Annotated in this window: 17 protein-coding genes and 2 other annotated features; all 17 genes read left to right on the plus strand. The window is 43.5% G+C overall.

Annotated elements, in window-relative coordinates:
* Nucleotides 1–281: 281 nt before the first annotated feature.
* The 17 genes from EDD57_RS06340 (at nucleotide 282) to rplJ (ending at nucleotide 13,667) form a co-directional block, all read left to right on the plus strand.
* Nucleotides 282–767, plus strand: coding sequence for a CarD family transcriptional regulator (locus tag EDD57_RS06340; RefSeq protein WP_131848639.1), 486 nt, complete (start codon nucleotides 282–284; stop codon nucleotides 765–767).
* 109 nt (nucleotides 768–876) lie between these two features.
* Complete coding sequence (locus EDD57_RS06345) at nucleotides 877–1,971, plus strand: PIN/TRAM domain-containing protein (RefSeq protein ID WP_131848640.1); 1,095 nt, start codon at nucleotides 877–879, stop codon at nucleotides 1,969–1,971.
* A gap of 79 nt (nucleotides 1,972–2,050) precedes the next feature.
* On the plus strand, nucleotides 2,051–2,740 hold the full coding sequence (ispD, locus tag EDD57_RS06350; protein WP_131848641.1) for a 2-C-methyl-D-erythritol 4-phosphate cytidylyltransferase: 690 nt from the start codon (nucleotides 2,051–2,053) through the stop codon (nucleotides 2,738–2,740).
* On the plus strand, nucleotides 2,737–3,213 hold the full coding sequence (ispF, locus tag EDD57_RS06355; protein WP_131848642.1) for a 2-C-methyl-D-erythritol 2,4-cyclodiphosphate synthase: 477 nt from the start codon (nucleotides 2,737–2,739) through the stop codon (nucleotides 3,211–3,213). The genes ispD and ispF overlap by 4 nt, the downstream gene beginning before the upstream one ends.
* Nucleotides 3,214–4,012: 799 nt before the next feature.
* Nucleotides 4,013–5,473: a glutamate--tRNA ligase gene (gene gltX, locus EDD57_RS06360; RefSeq protein WP_131848643.1), complete on the plus strand. Its 1,461-nt coding sequence runs from the start codon at nucleotides 4,013–4,015 to the stop codon at nucleotides 5,471–5,473.
* Nucleotides 5,474–5,502: 29 nt separating this feature from the next.
* Nucleotides 5,503–5,746 (plus strand) — a binding site (T-box leader).
* Between the two features lie 59 nt (nucleotides 5,747–5,805).
* Nucleotides 5,806–6,552 carry a serine O-acetyltransferase gene (gene cysE / locus EDD57_RS06365; protein ID WP_131848644.1) on the plus strand — a complete coding sequence of 249 codons (747 nt, stop codon included), beginning with the start codon at nucleotides 5,806–5,808 and terminating at the stop codon, nucleotides 6,550–6,552.
* Nucleotides 6,521–7,918, plus strand: a complete 1,398-nt coding sequence (cysS, locus tag EDD57_RS06370; RefSeq protein WP_131848645.1) for a cysteine--tRNA ligase — start codon at nucleotides 6,521–6,523, stop codon at nucleotides 7,916–7,918. Before cysE ends, cysS begins: the two co-directional genes overlap by 32 nt.
* A complete protein-coding gene (locus EDD57_RS06375) occupies nucleotides 7,903–8,331 on the plus strand; it encodes a Mini-ribonuclease 3 (protein ID WP_243649466.1) in 429 nt (142 codons plus the stop codon). The genes cysS and EDD57_RS06375 overlap by 16 nt, the downstream gene beginning before the upstream one ends.
* A 15-nt stretch (nucleotides 8,332–8,346) precedes the next feature.
* Nucleotides 8,347–9,087, plus strand: coding sequence for a 23S rRNA (guanosine(2251)-2'-O)-methyltransferase RlmB (gene rlmB / locus EDD57_RS06380; RefSeq protein ID WP_131848646.1), 741 nt, complete (start codon nucleotides 8,347–8,349; stop codon nucleotides 9,085–9,087).
* Nucleotides 9,080–9,604, plus strand: coding sequence for an NYN domain-containing protein (locus tag EDD57_RS06385; RefSeq protein ID WP_131848647.1), 525 nt, complete (start codon nucleotides 9,080–9,082; stop codon nucleotides 9,602–9,604). Before rlmB ends, EDD57_RS06385 begins: the two co-directional genes overlap by 8 nt.
* A gap of 83 nt (nucleotides 9,605–9,687) precedes the next feature.
* On the plus strand, nucleotides 9,688–10,350 hold the full coding sequence (gene sigH / locus EDD57_RS06390; protein WP_072332884.1) for an RNA polymerase sporulation sigma factor SigH: 663 nt from the start codon (nucleotides 9,688–9,690) through the stop codon (nucleotides 10,348–10,350).
* Between the two features lie 234 nt (nucleotides 10,351–10,584).
* Nucleotides 10,585–10,734, plus strand: a complete 150-nt coding sequence (gene rpmG / locus EDD57_RS06395) for a 50S ribosomal protein L33 (protein ID WP_131848648.1) — start codon at nucleotides 10,585–10,587, stop codon at nucleotides 10,732–10,734.
* Nucleotides 10,735–10,769: 35 nt separating this feature from the next.
* Entirely contained in the window at nucleotides 10,770–10,997 is a 228-nt protein-coding gene (gene secE, locus EDD57_RS06400; protein ID WP_207896804.1) for a preprotein translocase subunit SecE, read from the plus strand.
* A gap of 54 nt (nucleotides 10,998–11,051) precedes the next feature.
* A complete protein-coding gene (gene nusG / locus EDD57_RS06405; RefSeq protein WP_131848649.1) occupies nucleotides 11,052–11,585 on the plus strand; it encodes a transcription termination/antitermination protein NusG in 534 nt (177 codons plus the stop codon).
* 158 nt (nucleotides 11,586–11,743) lie between these two features.
* On the plus strand, nucleotides 11,744–12,169 hold the full coding sequence (rplK, locus tag EDD57_RS06410; protein WP_072332875.1) for a 50S ribosomal protein L11: 426 nt from the start codon (nucleotides 11,744–11,746) through the stop codon (nucleotides 12,167–12,169).
* 87 nt (nucleotides 12,170–12,256) lie between these two features.
* Nucleotides 12,257–12,955, plus strand: a complete 699-nt coding sequence (gene rplA / locus EDD57_RS06415) for a 50S ribosomal protein L1 (protein WP_131848650.1) — start codon at nucleotides 12,257–12,259, stop codon at nucleotides 12,953–12,955.
* Between the two features lie 58 nt (nucleotides 12,956–13,013).
* Nucleotides 13,014–13,137: a sequence feature (ribosomal protein L10 leader region), on the plus strand.
* A gap of 23 nt (nucleotides 13,138–13,160) precedes the next feature.
* Entirely contained in the window at nucleotides 13,161–13,667 is a 507-nt protein-coding gene (gene rplJ / locus EDD57_RS06420) for a 50S ribosomal protein L10 (RefSeq protein ID WP_131848651.1), read from the plus strand.
* Nucleotides 13,668–13,718: the final 51 nt, after the last annotated feature.

Consider the following 13,718-nt stretch of genomic DNA (forward strand, 5'->3'; position numbering starts at 1 on the left):
TTGGATTCGTCAGACTTAAGTGAACCGCCTAGTGCGGAACCGCATGCTAGGTGGTGTGAGAGGTCGGGGGTTAATCACCCCCTCCTACTCGATTATGTATGTTTGTGGTGTCCTTCAAGATATATTGAATTCTTATTTATTTTTGACAAGCTATTTATTATGCAAAAAGATATTGACTCCCATAAAAGTTATGTGCTAAGATATTCTTTTTAAAATTCATTGACAGCTATCTTCAGTTGTGATATCTTGGAAATAGATATTGTCTCTGGGGGTGGATCTATTTGTTCAATATTGGTGACAAGGTGGTTTACCCGATGCACGGCGCTGGGATCATTGAATCCATTGAAGAGCGTGAGATCTTAGGGGAACGTAAACAATACTACGTGATGCGTATGCCAATTGGAGATCTTAAAGTAATGGTTCCTTTGCAGAGTATCAATAGTATCGGGCTGCGTGAGGTTGTCGACGAAAGTACGGTAGATCAGGTATTAGATCGTATGAAAAATTTCGAAGAAGAAGAAACAACCAGCTGGAACCGCCGTTTTCGTGCCAATATGGACAAGATGAAAAGCGGAGATATCTACGAAGTTGCTGAAGTCGTTCGCTCCTTGATGTTCCGTGATGAGGAGAAAGGACTTTCCACCGGTGAGAAAAAAATGTTAGACAACGCAAGACAAATTTTAATTAGCGAGTTAGCGCTGGCTAGGGATTTACAGGCTGAACAGGTTTTTGAACTTATTGATGAAATTATTTCATCCCACACATAGCTTTGAATTTTCACCTTATTTTTTGCGCTGGATGTAAAAATAGGTTTGTATTTCATTAATTTGTCTATACTGAATACTAGATTTGATTTGAGAGGGGAGGTGAAGCCCCATGATGAATCGTTTTGTGCAATTAGCATTCACACTCCTAGGAGCATCCGCGGGTTGGGTACTCGGTCCGAAGTTTTTTCGGGTGCTTCAAGAATCTCCTCTGAATTTTGGAGAAGTTCCGTTTTCAGGTTATGTTGGTGCTTTTATTGGGGCTGCGCTCTTATTTGTAGTAGCTATTCGTGTTTCGGAAAGTGTTATTAGCTGGATTAAGTGGTTTGAAGAACACCTTGTAAAAATCCCAGCTGCGGATGGCTTATTTGGTGTATTTGGCTTAATTATGGGTCTTCTTATTGCATTTTTAATTCAACAACCCATTTCTGAACTTTCGATCCCAGGAGTAGAACGAGTTTTACCGATTATTGTATCGATTTTGTTTGGATATCTTGGTTTTAGTGTCGGTTATAAGAAAAAGGATGAGCTTATTAGTATCATTACTTTTGGTCGACAAGGAAGAGATAAACAAGCGAAAAAAGAGAATCAAGATATCGTTGAACACAAAATTTTGGATACCAGCGTCATTATCGACGGACGGATCGCCGATATATGTCGGACGGGCTTTCTAGATGGAACGATCGTGATTCCTAGTTTTATTCTAGAAGAGTTGCAACACATCGCGGATTCCTCTGATGTATTGAAGAGAAATCGCGGCCGTCGGGGGCTTGATATCCTCAATAAGATCCAAAAAGAGCTTAATATGAAAGTATTAATCTATGAAGGTGATTTTGAGGATGTTGCGGAAGTGGACAGCAAATTAGTCAAGTTGGCTAAAGTGCTATCAGGTAAAGTGGTAACCAATGATTTTAACTTGAACAAAGTATGTGAACTACAAGGTGTTAGCGTACTAAATATCAATGACTTAGCCAATGCTGTAAAACCAGTGGTGTTGCCAGGTGAAGAGATTAACGTTCAAGTGATTAAGGATGGAAAAGAGCATGGCCAAGGAGTTGCCTATCTAGATGATGGAACGATGATTGTCATTGAAGGAGGTCGGGAGTATATAGGAGATCATATTGATGTCCTTGTAACCAGTGTACTTCAAACCTCGGCAGGCAGAATGATTTTTGCTAAGCCCAAGCTCCTAGAGCGTGCGTTATAATAAGAAATAAACAATAGCCCGTACGGTGTCTTCTGATGCCGGCGGGCACTGTTTTATTTATGTATGAGGAGAATGGATCATGAGTGTTGGAGTTGTCATCCCCGCTGCTGGCCAAGGAAAGCGTATGGGTAGCAAGGTGAGTAAACCGTTCCTATTGCTAGATGGACAGCCCATTTTGGTTCACACACTTCGGCTTTTTGAGACCCATCCTCAGGTGGATGAGATTATCTTGGTCACGAAAAAAGAAGAGATACGTGGGACAGAAGAAATGCTCAGACCATATGGCTTTGCTAAGGTAAAGGCGATTGTTGAAGGTGGACGAGAGAGACAAGAGAGTGTATATATGGGATTGCAACGTTGCCAAAGTGATTGGGTTTTAATCCACGATGCTGTGCGTCCGTTTGTCACACATGAAGCACTGGATTGTTTGATTCGAGAGGTAAAGGCTACCAAGGCAGCAATCTTAGCGGTACCTGTAAAAGATACAATTAAACAGATAAATAGTGATAGCTGGGTCACAAGTACCCCGGCGCGAAGTGAATTGGTCTCGGTGCAGACACCACAAGGATTTAGTAGGGATTTAATTGTACAAGCTCATCAGAAGGCTCTTGAGGATCCGAATTGGGCGACGGATGATTCAATGTTGATCGAGCAGATGGGATTCCCTGTAAAAGTAGTAGAAGGTGAATATAATAATATTAAGATTACTACTCCTGAAGACCTTGTGCTTGCCGAGAAAATATGGGAGATTAGGAGAGTAGAAGTATGATTCGGATTGGACAAGGCTTTGATGTGCATCAGTTAGCAGGGGGGTACCCTCTGATTTTAGGCGGAGTGCAGATTCCGTATGAAAAGGGTCTGGTTGGTCATTCTGATGCAGACGTGTTATTACATACGATTACAGATGCTATTTTAGGTGCGGTTACTATGGGAGATATCGGTAAGCATTTCCCTGATACGGATCCAGCTTACAAAGGTGCAGATAGCGCGAAGTTGTTGACGCATGTATGGGAATTGGTGAAGGTGAAGGGGTATCGTCTGGGAAATGTAGATGCGACGATTATCGCTCAAAAGCCGAAGATGGCTTCGTATATTCCGTTGATGCAGAAACGGATTGCGGAGTTGCTTGAGGCGGAGTTGGAGCAGGTGAATGTGAAGGCTACGACGACGGAACAGTTAGGGTTTGCTGGTCGTGGTGAGGGGATTGCTTCGATGGCGGTTGTGTTGTTGGAGAAACGGTAGTTTTGAGGTTTTGGGTGATGAGTTGGCTTAAGGATGAAGCCTGGCTGATTAGGGAGTTTATTCGATGTGTTCGGAGTGGGAGTTATTCGGTGATCGAGTAATGGGCTTGTTAGATAATCAGGGCTCGGTGCATGTATCTGTCCACAGCTCAATAGTGAGCCTGCAGGGATGTGGGGTGTGGCCGCTCCGTCTTTCTCCGCTCGGGCAAGTGGCAAAAACTCGCAAAGAACGTTCAAACATTTGCCACAAAACGCCCTCGCTTCTAAGGACTGCGCTGGGTAGACTCACTAACATCGCAGTGGTCAGATACATTGCCCCTAATTCCTCTCGATTGAGCAAAGGGTCCTAGCAAGGACTGAAAACAAGTAAATAACTAGCTAAACAACAATCTAAGTAGAAGCTTTACAATCAAACGATTTTCAAAAAAAGCATGTGTCATAGGCAGAGCCAGAAAACAAACAAAATATAGTGTAGGCATACGATCTGACAGAAATGGTGCAAGTGAATGTACCTTTGACGCCTCTCAGAGTGGAAGCGGGTGGCGCAGGGAAGAAGCGAGCAACATGTTTGAGCGAACTTTGCGAGTTTTGCTCGCGCACGTAGCCACCCGCTGTAGCGGTCTTTTCTACTTCTCTGCAAGGCGGAAAGAGTACTGAACTTGCACCATTTCTGCCAGAACGATAAGCTATCTATACCCCAAAAGATAAAATGAACTTGAACTTAGTTATTTGAACTTAGTATTTGATCCTACTATCTATAAAAACGAAACTAACTAACTTACTACGAGGAGAGAAGAACCATGACAGTTCGCACTCGATACGCACCAAGCCCTACTGGTTACTTACATATTGGCGGAGCACGTACTGCCCTATTCAGCTACTTATTTGCCAAAAAGAACGGCGGACAATTCATCTTACGAATTGAGGATACAGATACCGAACGTAACATAGAAGGTGCAGATTTAGAGCAAATGAACGGCTTAGAGTGGCTAGGCGTCGTTGCAGATGAATCAACGGAAAAAGGTGGACCATGCGAGCCGTATCGTTGTATGCAACGCCTCGATCTCTATACAGAGTATGCGGATCGACTTGTAGCAGAGGGGAAAGCCTACTACAGCTATGCAAACCAAGCTGAGTTAGAGCAAGAGCGTGAAGAACAACTGGCTCGTGGTGAAGCGCCGAAGTTTAGTGGATGGGATCGTCATCTGAGTGAGGAGCAGATTGCGACATATCAAGCAGAAGGGCGTGTTCCGAGTATTCGTTTGGCTGTTCTGCCTGATCAAATGCTAGCTTTTTCGGATTACGTACGTGGTGATGTAGAGTTTGATTCCAATGGAATTGGCGATTTTATCATCGTTCGTCCGGATGGCCGCCCTACTTACAACTTTGCGGTTGTGATTGATGATGCGCTGATGAACATCACCCATGTGATTCGTGGAGAAGAACATATTTCTAATACGCCTCGTCAGCTATGTGTTGCTCAGGCGCTTGGATTTGAAGCACCGAAGTTTGCACATATCCCGTTGATTCTCAATCATGAAGGGAAAAAAATGAGCAAGCGTGATGAATCGATTGTTCAATTTATTAGCCAATATCGTGATCTTGGTTACTTACCAGAAGCGATTGTGAATTTCTTGGCACTACTCGGCTGGTCTCCTGAAGGAGAAGAGGAGATCTTTACCCTTGAAGAATTAACATATCTCTTCTCCCTAGAGAGAGTGTCGAAGTCGCCAGCAACGTTTGATACAGCTAAGTTGAAGTGGATGAACAACTATTATATTAAGAAATCAAGCCTAGAACGGATTACGGATCTTGCCATACCTTATCTAGAAAAGGCAGGTAAAATTTCATCCTCCCTTACTCCGGAGCAAAAGGAATGGATAACACGGTTAGTGGGGCTTTATCAAGAGCAGTTGGACGAGATATCCCAAATCGTGGAGCTATCGGATATTTTCTTCCGCCAAGATATTCACTATTCTTCAGAGGCTGAGCAAATTCTGGCTGAGGATTCTGTGCTGGCGGTTATTTCAAGCTATGTCTCACAAGTTCAAGCGCAAGATGAATTAGATGTGGCAACTGTTAAATCCATGTTTAAAGCAGTGCAAAAAGAGACTGGCTTTAAAGGAAAGCAGCTCTTTATGCCAGTGCGTGCGGTGATTTCTGGAGAGACACACGGTCCAGACTTGACTGAAACGATTTTGCTTCTAGGAAAAGACACAGTTGTAAAACGTTTACAAAGCTTCGTTGACAAACGTTCCTAGAATCAGAGAGAATAGAGTTAAATTCATACGGGTTTGCGATGATTGGGAAAAGTATAGATGATCGTTGTTTTCAGAGAGAGGTCGAGCGGTGAGACGGCCTTAGCGATGTCATCTAGAAGTGCCCCCAAGAGCTAATTTCTCAAACAGATGGTTGATCGGTTGACTATCTCAGTAGAGGAGTTCGGTATCCTACCGTTATCAAGGACTTAAGGGGAATCGACTTTTGATGGGTGGATTCAAACAGAGTGGAACCGCGGGCAAACCGTCTCTGTAGCAACTGTGCTATGGAGACGGTTTTTTGTTTTATTCGACAGATGAGGGGAGAACGTTGTATGTCATGGTTGAGTAAAATGGGCGCAATTCGGAGAGCGATTCAGGCAGATATCCAAGCTGTCTTTGATCGAGATCCAGCGGCAAGAAATACGATTGAAGTCATTTTTACGTATGCAGGGTTACATGCGATTTGGGCTCATCGAGTAGCGCATTGGTTTTATAAGAAAGGTTGGTACCTGATTGCTCGTTTGATTTCACAGAGTAATCGGTTCCATACAGGTATCGAAATCCACCCAGGTGCCAAAATAGGGATTGGATGTTTTATTGATCACGGGATGGGTGTGGTAATCGGGGAAACATGTGAGATCGGCAACTACGTAACCATCTATCAAGGAGTTACATTAGGCGGTACAGGAAAAGAAAAGGGAAAACGCCATCCCACGGTTGAGGATCATGTACTCATTGCCTCAGGTGCTAAGGTCTTAGGATCGATCCGTGTTGGACGGTGCGCTCGCATTGGAGCAGGTTCGGTTGTGTTAAGGGAGGTACCTGCAAACTCAACGGTTGTAGGTGTTCCTGGACGAATTGTGGTTCAGGATGGGGTTCGGGTTCAAACGGATCTCGACCAAGTAAACCTCCCAGACCCTGTAGCAGAGATGTTTCGTGGATTACAGGGAGAAATCGGGTTGCTAAAACAAGAAATAGAACGCTTAAAACAAGCACAAAATGGACAAACGAAGCTGATATCAGAAGGACAACAAGGAGGTAACAACCATGACAATCAAGCTGTTCAATACACTGACTAGACAAAAAGAAACTCTTACCACCCTAGAGGAAAATAAGATTAGTATGTATGTTTGTGGTCCAACCGTCTATAGTTATATTCATATCGGGAATGCTCGCTGTTTTGTATTCTTCGATGTAGCAAGGCGTTTCTTAGAGTATCGCGGATATGAGGTAAACTATGTACAAAATTTCACCGATGTAGATGATCGTTTGATTAATGCTTCGATTGAGACAGGGTTATCGGTGCCAGAAATTGCCGAGCGCTATATTGAGGCATACTTTGAGGATATGGATTCCCTAGGAGTAAAAAGGGCAACCACTCATCCACGGGCTACTGAAAACATTCAAGAGATGATTGAATTTATTCAGGGGCTAATCGAAAAAGGATATGCCTATGAAACAAACGGCGATGTCTACTACCGCTCCTTGAAAAAAGAAGGATACGGGTGCCTGTCGCATCATTCATTAGAAGACTTGAAGTCGGGTGCTCGTGTAGAAGTGAATGATTTAAAGGAGAGTCCACTCGATTTCGCGCTATGGAAAGCTGCGAAGCCAGGTGAAATTAGTTGGGATACTCCATGGGGGACGGGGCGTCCGGGATGGCACATTGAATGTTCAGCTATGGCTCGCAGATATCTTGGGGATACTTTGGATATACATGCTGGAGGAATTGACCTTTGCTTCCCACACCATGAAAACGAAATTGCCCAGAGTGAAGCGATGACAGGTGAGACGTTTGTTCGTTATTGGCTGCATAATGAATTTATCAATATGAACAATGTAAAGATGTCTAAATCAATTGGAAACGTCATGAGTGTAGTAGAGTTGCGTAAACATTTCCAGCCACTTGCTTTGCGCTATTTCTTGTTATCGACTCATTACCGGAACCCAATGAATTTCACGGAAGATACGCTCAAACAAGCAGATGAGAGTGTATCTCGCATCCAGACAGCCTATGAAAATCTACAGCACCGCACCCTGTCTGCACAAGTTGGAGAAGTAGATGGAAGCATTGTGTCTCAATTAGAGGATTTAACCAGCCGATTTGTAGCAGAGATGAGTGATGATTTTAACTCTGCTAATGCGATTACGGTCGTGTTTGATGGTGTTAGGCTGGCAAATGATTTGGTGTCTCGAGAAGTAATCACAGAAGAAACGGGCAAACTTGTAGTAAAGTGGTTTGAAACGTTTGCCGGAACTATTTTAGGGTTGATTCATAGCGATGGGAAGTCTTTGGAAGATGAAATCGAAGCGCTCATTGAAGAACGGCAGCAGGCTAGAAAGGATCGCGATTTTGCTCTAGCAGATGCGATTCGTAATCAATTATTGGAGCAGGGGATTATCCTAGAAGATACTCCTCAAGGTGTGCGATGGAAGAGAAAATAAATCCGTATTTGTTAGGGATGGGGGGAGCAGGCCTAGATAAGTCCCCATCTCATATCCATCCCCTATTACAAGCATATGTAGGGGACTCCGTGTATGAAGTGTATGTACGGTACCACCTTCTTGCCATTGGAGTGGTTAAGCCGAATGAACTACAAAAAAGAGCTATCCAATATGTATCGGCAGTGGCGCAAGCAAAAGCGAGTCGTATTATTGAAAGTGAATTGACAGAGGAAGAAGCGGATGTGTTTCGTCGAGGACGTAATGCCAAATCAGGTAGTGTGGCGAAAAGTGCTTCGGTAGCGCAGTATCGCTATAGTACAGGCTTAGAGTCATTGATTGGATATCTGTATCTATCGAGTCGGCAAGAGAGACTCGAACAATTAATGAAGCAAATTATAGCAGCGTGTGAATGATAGGAGGAGATCATCATGGGAACAGATTGGATTATTGGCAGACAGGCTCTCTCAGAGACGCTTAGCTCGGGCCGGCATATTGAGAAGGTATTTGTGGCAGAAGGGGTTCAGAAGAAGACGATTGCCGACATTCTCAAACAATTAGAGGATCAAAAGATTTCGTATCAATGGGTGCCTCGTTCGAAGTTGGATCAACTAGCGGATGGCGGAAACCATCAAGGAATCGCAGCTCAGATTGCGGCTTATGAATATAGCACAGTAGAGCGGATCTTAAAACGTGCTCAGAAAAAAGGTGAAATGCCGTTTTTACTCTTACTTGATGGGATTGAAGATCCGCATAATTTGGGCTCGATCCTTCGTTCGGCCGATGCTGCGGGAGTTCACGGTGTCGTGATTCCAAAACGTCGTGCAGTGGGCCTTACCTCTGTGGTAGCAAAAACCTCTGCCGGAGCGATTGAGTATGTTCCAGTGGCACAAGTTACCAATTTGAACCGGGTTGCGGATGAATTAAAAAAAGAAGGTATTTGGTTGGTGGGAACAGATGGAGCGGCCAAACAATCCTACAATCAAGTAAATTTTGACATGCCAGTGGCGCTCGTTATCGGTAATGAAGGGCAAGGAATCAGTCAGTTAATGAAGAAAAAGTGTGATTACCTAGTAAGGCTCCCTATGAAGGGGCGTGTTTCTTCCCTAAACGCATCTGTGGCTGCCGGGATTTGTATGTATCAAGTAGCGCTAGGACGGAACAATGGCTAGCAGGCGTGAAGAATGGCTGGTGGTGGATGGTTATAATGTGATCGGCCTCCAGTCAAACATTCATCGGAAGGAACGACGCTTAGAGGAACAACGAAACCAGTTAATCAGCCAGCTATCTGAATATCAGGCGATGACAGGCCGTAAAGTGTATGTCGTATTTGATGCCCATCAGACTCCCGGAGCGCGTGTGCAAAAAATACAAGAAAAGGTGGAAGTCATCTTTACATGTAAAGATGAGACGGCGGATGAATACATTGAGCAGTTTGTACGTAAATCTAAAAATCCACATCGCAGAATCTTTGTTGCGACTTCTGATTATCTGGAACAGCGAATGGTATTTGGCCAAGGGGCGTATCGGGTTTCCTCAAGGGAGCTGTTAGAGCAGATTCGAAGTGCGAGGGTGCAATTAGGGGAAGATTTGCGGACTCAGGAGTCAACGAGTCCGAAAAATAAGCTAGGGGATTATCTGTCTCTTAATTTGCAGAAAGAATTCGAAAAGTTAAGAAGGAAAAAATAGGTGGAAAATTGACGATTTTGTTTCATTTCAGATATAATAGCCTTACATGCGGTTTACATGCTACTTTTGCCGGGGGGATCGCAGTGAGTGTAGACCTACAAACAAGTAATGCTATTCAGTATGAGAAGGTCGTCGAGTACAAAACATTACCAGACGAAGAGCTGGTAGAAGAAGTTCGGATTGGATGCCAAGAAGCCCTCGAATACTTGATTCATAAGTATAAGAACTTTGTTAGAGCTAAAGCTCGCTCCTATTTCCTGATTGGAGCAGACCATGAAGATATTGTGCAAGAAGGCATGATTGGCTTGTATAAAGCAATACGTGATTTTCGTGGGGACAAGCTGGCGTCGTTTAAAGCTTTTGCTGAGCTTTGCATAACCAGACAAATTATCACAGCCATCAAGACAGCAACTCGTCAAAAGCATATTCCGCTTAATTCTTATGTCTCATTGGACAAGCCTAGCCACGATGATTCTGATCGCACTCTGTACGATACGCTCACCGGTGGCAGGCTGAATCCAGAAGAGATTTATATTAATCAAGAAGAATATAGCGATATCGAGGATCAAATTTCCCAAATTTTAAGTGACCTCGAGCGAAAAGTGTTGATGTTATACTTAGATGGGCGAAGCTACCAAGAAATTGCCGTGGACCTAAACCGTCATGTAAAGTCCATCGATAATGCGCTACAACGTGTGAAGAGAAAACTAGAACGCTACTTAGAAGTAAGGGAGATCTCCCTATAACAGTGAAAATAACGAATGAAATAAAAAACAGGGGTCCAGCCTGTTTTTTATTTCATTCGACAAAAAAGGACAAATTCCTTTTTGTTTCTATCAAGAAAATTTGACCAATAATGGGTAAGAAATAGGCTTTCATTGACAGAGCATGCGAGGTTATGATAAATTAACTTGGGTGTTTTCTAATCATTTACCATCATGATTTGATCGGACTGATATTTGTAGGGGAGGTGTTTTTCAATGCGCGTAAACGTTACTATGGCTTGCGTGACTTGCAAAATGCGCAACTATGCGTTGACCAAAAACAAGCGTAAGCATCCAGATCGTATGGAGTTGAAGAAGTATTGCCCTCGTTGCAACACTCATACTGTTCATCGTGAAACCAAGTAATAACTTCTTCCTTAAGGAAAGATGGGGGTGACAATATGACTTTTCTTGCCAATATCGGACGTGGTATCAAGAAAAGCGTGGGCGGTACTGTGGGTTTCTTTAGCGGTAGCGTTCAAGAGCTCAAACGTGTTCGTTGGCCATCCCGTAAGGAAATGGTTAACTACACATTAGTCGTTGTATCTACTGTTGTTGTTCTAACCATCTTTTTGTTCCTAGTTGATTTAGGGATTCAGGAGATATTGAATTTGATTCCAAAAAAATAGGTTGATTTGAATCGATTGTCGTAAGGGGGGACAGGGTAAGCTACCCTGGATTACATGGAAAAGAATTGGTATGTCGTTCACACGTATTCCGGCTACGAAAACAAGGTAAAGACAAACCTAGAGAAGCGCATCGAATCAATGGAGATGCAAGATAAGATTTTTCGCGTACTCGTTCCTATGGAAGAAGAGACGGAACTGAAAGATGGTAAGAAGAAGACTGTCATGCGAAAAGTGTTTCCTGGGTATGTCCTAGTCGAAATGGTCATGACAGACGACTCTTGGTATGTAGTAAGGAATACACCAGGTGTAACCGGCTTTGTTGGTTCTTCTGGTGCTGGTTCGAAACCAACGCCCCTTTTACCAGACGAGGTTCAAGTCATTCTTGCTTCGATGGGCGTAGATGAAGCTCAGATCATCGTAGATTACGAGGTAGGAGAATCTGTACGTGTCAAAGAGGGTCCATTTGCGGGTACCATTGGACTGATTGAAGAAGTCGATGCCAAAAATGGTAAGTTGAAGTTGTTAGTCAACATGTTCGGTAGAGAAACACCAGTAGAACTAGAATTTTTCCAAGTGGAAAAAATTTAACATCAGGAAAAACTTTTGTTTCTCCTGAAAGTGTGATAGATTGTTATAGTTATTACCCAGCCGCTTAAGGCGGAACAGAAGCGTTTGTGCGCTTGCTGTGACCGTGGGAGGGGAATTCCCCGCAAAATACCACATTGTGTTGAAGGAGGTAGTTAGCGATGGCCAAGAAAGTCTTTAGAGTGGTCAAGCTACAAATCCCTGCTGGCAAAGCTAACCCAGCGCCACCTGTTGGACCAGCTCTCGGAGCAGCTGGTGTTAACATCATGGGATTCTGTAAAGAATTTAATGCTCGTACTGCTGATCAAGCAGGCATGATCATTCCTGTGGAGATTACTGTATTTGAAGATCGTTCATTCACCTTCATTACAAAAACTCCACCAGCTGCAATTCTCTTGAAAAAAGCTGCTGGAATCGAATCCGGTTCTGGAGAGCCTAACAAGAAAAAAGTAGCAACCGTTAAACGCGACAAAGTGCGCGAAATTGCTGAAACAAAAATGCCGGATCTAAACGCAGCTGATGTAGAAGGCGCTATGCGTATGGTAGAAGGCACTGCCCGTAGCATGGGGATCGTCATCGAAGACTAATAACGTCTTCGTTGCCTAGGCTTTCTGCCACGATTGTCTAGGTAAGTGGGAGGATCATCCGTTACAACCACGAAGGGAGGAATTGAAGTGGCTAAACATGGTAAAAAATACTTGGAAGCTACCAAGAAAGTAGACCGTTTCAAACAATACGATGTAGCCGAAGCGCTTACTCTCGTAAAAGAACTTTCTACAGCTAAATTTGATGAAACTGTTGAAGCTGCATTCCGCTTAGGTATTGATACCAAAAAAGCAGATCAACAAGTGAGAGGTGCTGTTGTTTTACCGCATGGTACTGGTAAAACACAACGCGTACTTGTTTTTGCTAAAGGTGAGAAAGCAAAAGAAGCTGAACTCGCTGGAGCGGATTATGTAGGGGATGAGGATCTCATCAACAAAATCCAACAAGGTTGGTTCGAATTCGATGTTGTTGTAGCAACTCCTGATATGATGGGACAAGTAGGTCGCTTGGGTCGTGTTCTCGGTCCAAAAGGTCTTATGCCAAACCCAAAAACAGGCACAGTAACATTTGAAGTCGAAAAAGCGATCAACGAGATCAAAGCAGGTAAAATCGAGTACCGTGGAGATAAAGCAGGTATCATTCATGCTCCAATCGGTAAAGTGTCCTTCACAGAAGCACAACTCGCTGAAAACTTGCAAGCTCTTGCTGATGCTCTTACAAAGGCGAAACCAGCGGCTGCGAAAGGCACATACATGAGAAGTGTAACAGTTTCTTCGACCATGGGTCCTGGAGTATCTGTTAACGCACTTCGCTTTTCTGGTCGTTAATAATAGATTAGGCTTTTATTTGACAAAGGCTTACAGTTTCTTGTAAACTGATAAAGCTGATTGAAATCGAATAGAACCGTAGACAGTAGGGGTGCTTGGAGCACTTAATGTTCCCTACCGAGGTGTTTTTTTGATAAAACCCTTGGCCTTCGACTGTCTACGAAGGCTTTTCTTTTTCCTACAACTCTTTAAGGAGGTGTCCCCTATGTCCAAAGCGGTTGAACAGAAAAAACTTGTGGTAGCTGATATCGTTTCTAAGCTAGAGCGTAGTAAAACGACTGTAGTTGCTGACTACCGCGGTTTAACTGTAAAACAAACAAACGAACTTCGTAAAGAATTGCGTGAGGCTGGTGTAGAACTTCAAGTTCTGAAAAACACGATGACTCGTCGTGCATCTGAGCAAGTTGGTTTGAGTGAACTTGGTGAATATTTGACTGGTCCAAGCGCAGTTGCGTTTAGCTACGATGATGTTGTAGCACCGGCACGTGTTCTTCATAAGTTTGCAAAAGATAACAAAGCGTTGGAGATTAAAGGTGGCGTAGTAGAGGGGAAAGTAGTTGGCTTAGAAGATATCCAAGCTCTTGCTGAACTTCCATCTCGCGAAGGTCTTCTTTCCATGCTTCTCTCTGTTATGCAAGCTCCAGTCCGTAACTTTGCACTTGCTGTTAAAGCAGTTGCAGATAAAGACGGAGAAGCTACTACTGAGGCGTAAGGGTAATTTTCTTTTCGCTTAGATTATTGATTATGTAAGAAAAAATTTTAT

Origin of the sequence: Baia soyae (assembly GCF_004341445.1) — a bacterium.
Classification (GTDB): domain Bacteria; phylum Bacillota; class Bacilli; order Thermoactinomycetales; family Thermoactinomycetaceae; genus Baia; species Baia soyae.

Coding starts and splice junctions, on each gene's coding strand:
- EDD57_RS06345 (WP_131848640.1), top strand. CDS start 877: ATGATGAATCGTTTTGTGCAATTAGCATTCACACTCCTAGGAGCATCC.
- ispD (WP_131848641.1), top strand. CDS start 2,051: ATGAGTGTTGGAGTTGTCATCCCCGCTGCTGGCCAAGGAAAGCGTATG.
- ispF (WP_131848642.1), top strand. CDS start 2,737: ATGATTCGGATTGGACAAGGCTTTGATGTGCATCAGTTAGCAGGGGGG.
- gltX (WP_131848643.1), top strand. CDS start 4,013: ATGACAGTTCGCACTCGATACGCACCAAGCCCTACTGGTTACTTACAT.
- cysE (WP_131848644.1), top strand. CDS start 5,806: ATGTCATGGTTGAGTAAAATGGGCGCAATTCGGAGAGCGATTCAGGCA.
- cysS (WP_131848645.1), top strand. CDS start 6,521: ATGACAATCAAGCTGTTCAATACACTGACTAGACAAAAAGAAACTCTT.
- EDD57_RS06375 (WP_243649466.1), top strand. CDS start 7,903: ATGGAAGAGAAAATAAATCCGTATTTGTTAGGGATGGGGGGAGCAGGC.
- rlmB (WP_131848646.1), top strand. CDS start 8,347: ATGGGAACAGATTGGATTATTGGCAGACAGGCTCTCTCAGAGACGCTT.
- EDD57_RS06385 (WP_131848647.1), top strand. CDS start 9,080: ATGGCTAGCAGGCGTGAAGAATGGCTGGTGGTGGATGGTTATAATGTG.
- rpmG (WP_131848648.1), top strand. CDS start 10,585: ATGCGCGTAAACGTTACTATGGCTTGCGTGACTTGCAAAATGCGCAAC.
- secE (WP_207896804.1), top strand. CDS start 10,770: ATGACTTTTCTTGCCAATATCGGACGTGGTATCAAGAAAAGCGTGGGC.
- nusG (WP_131848649.1), top strand. CDS start 11,052: ATGGAAAAGAATTGGTATGTCGTTCACACGTATTCCGGCTACGAAAAC.
- rplK (WP_072332875.1), top strand. CDS start 11,744: ATGGCCAAGAAAGTCTTTAGAGTGGTCAAGCTACAAATCCCTGCTGGC.
- rplJ (WP_131848651.1), top strand. CDS start 13,161: ATGTCCAAAGCGGTTGAACAGAAAAAACTTGTGGTAGCTGATATCGTT.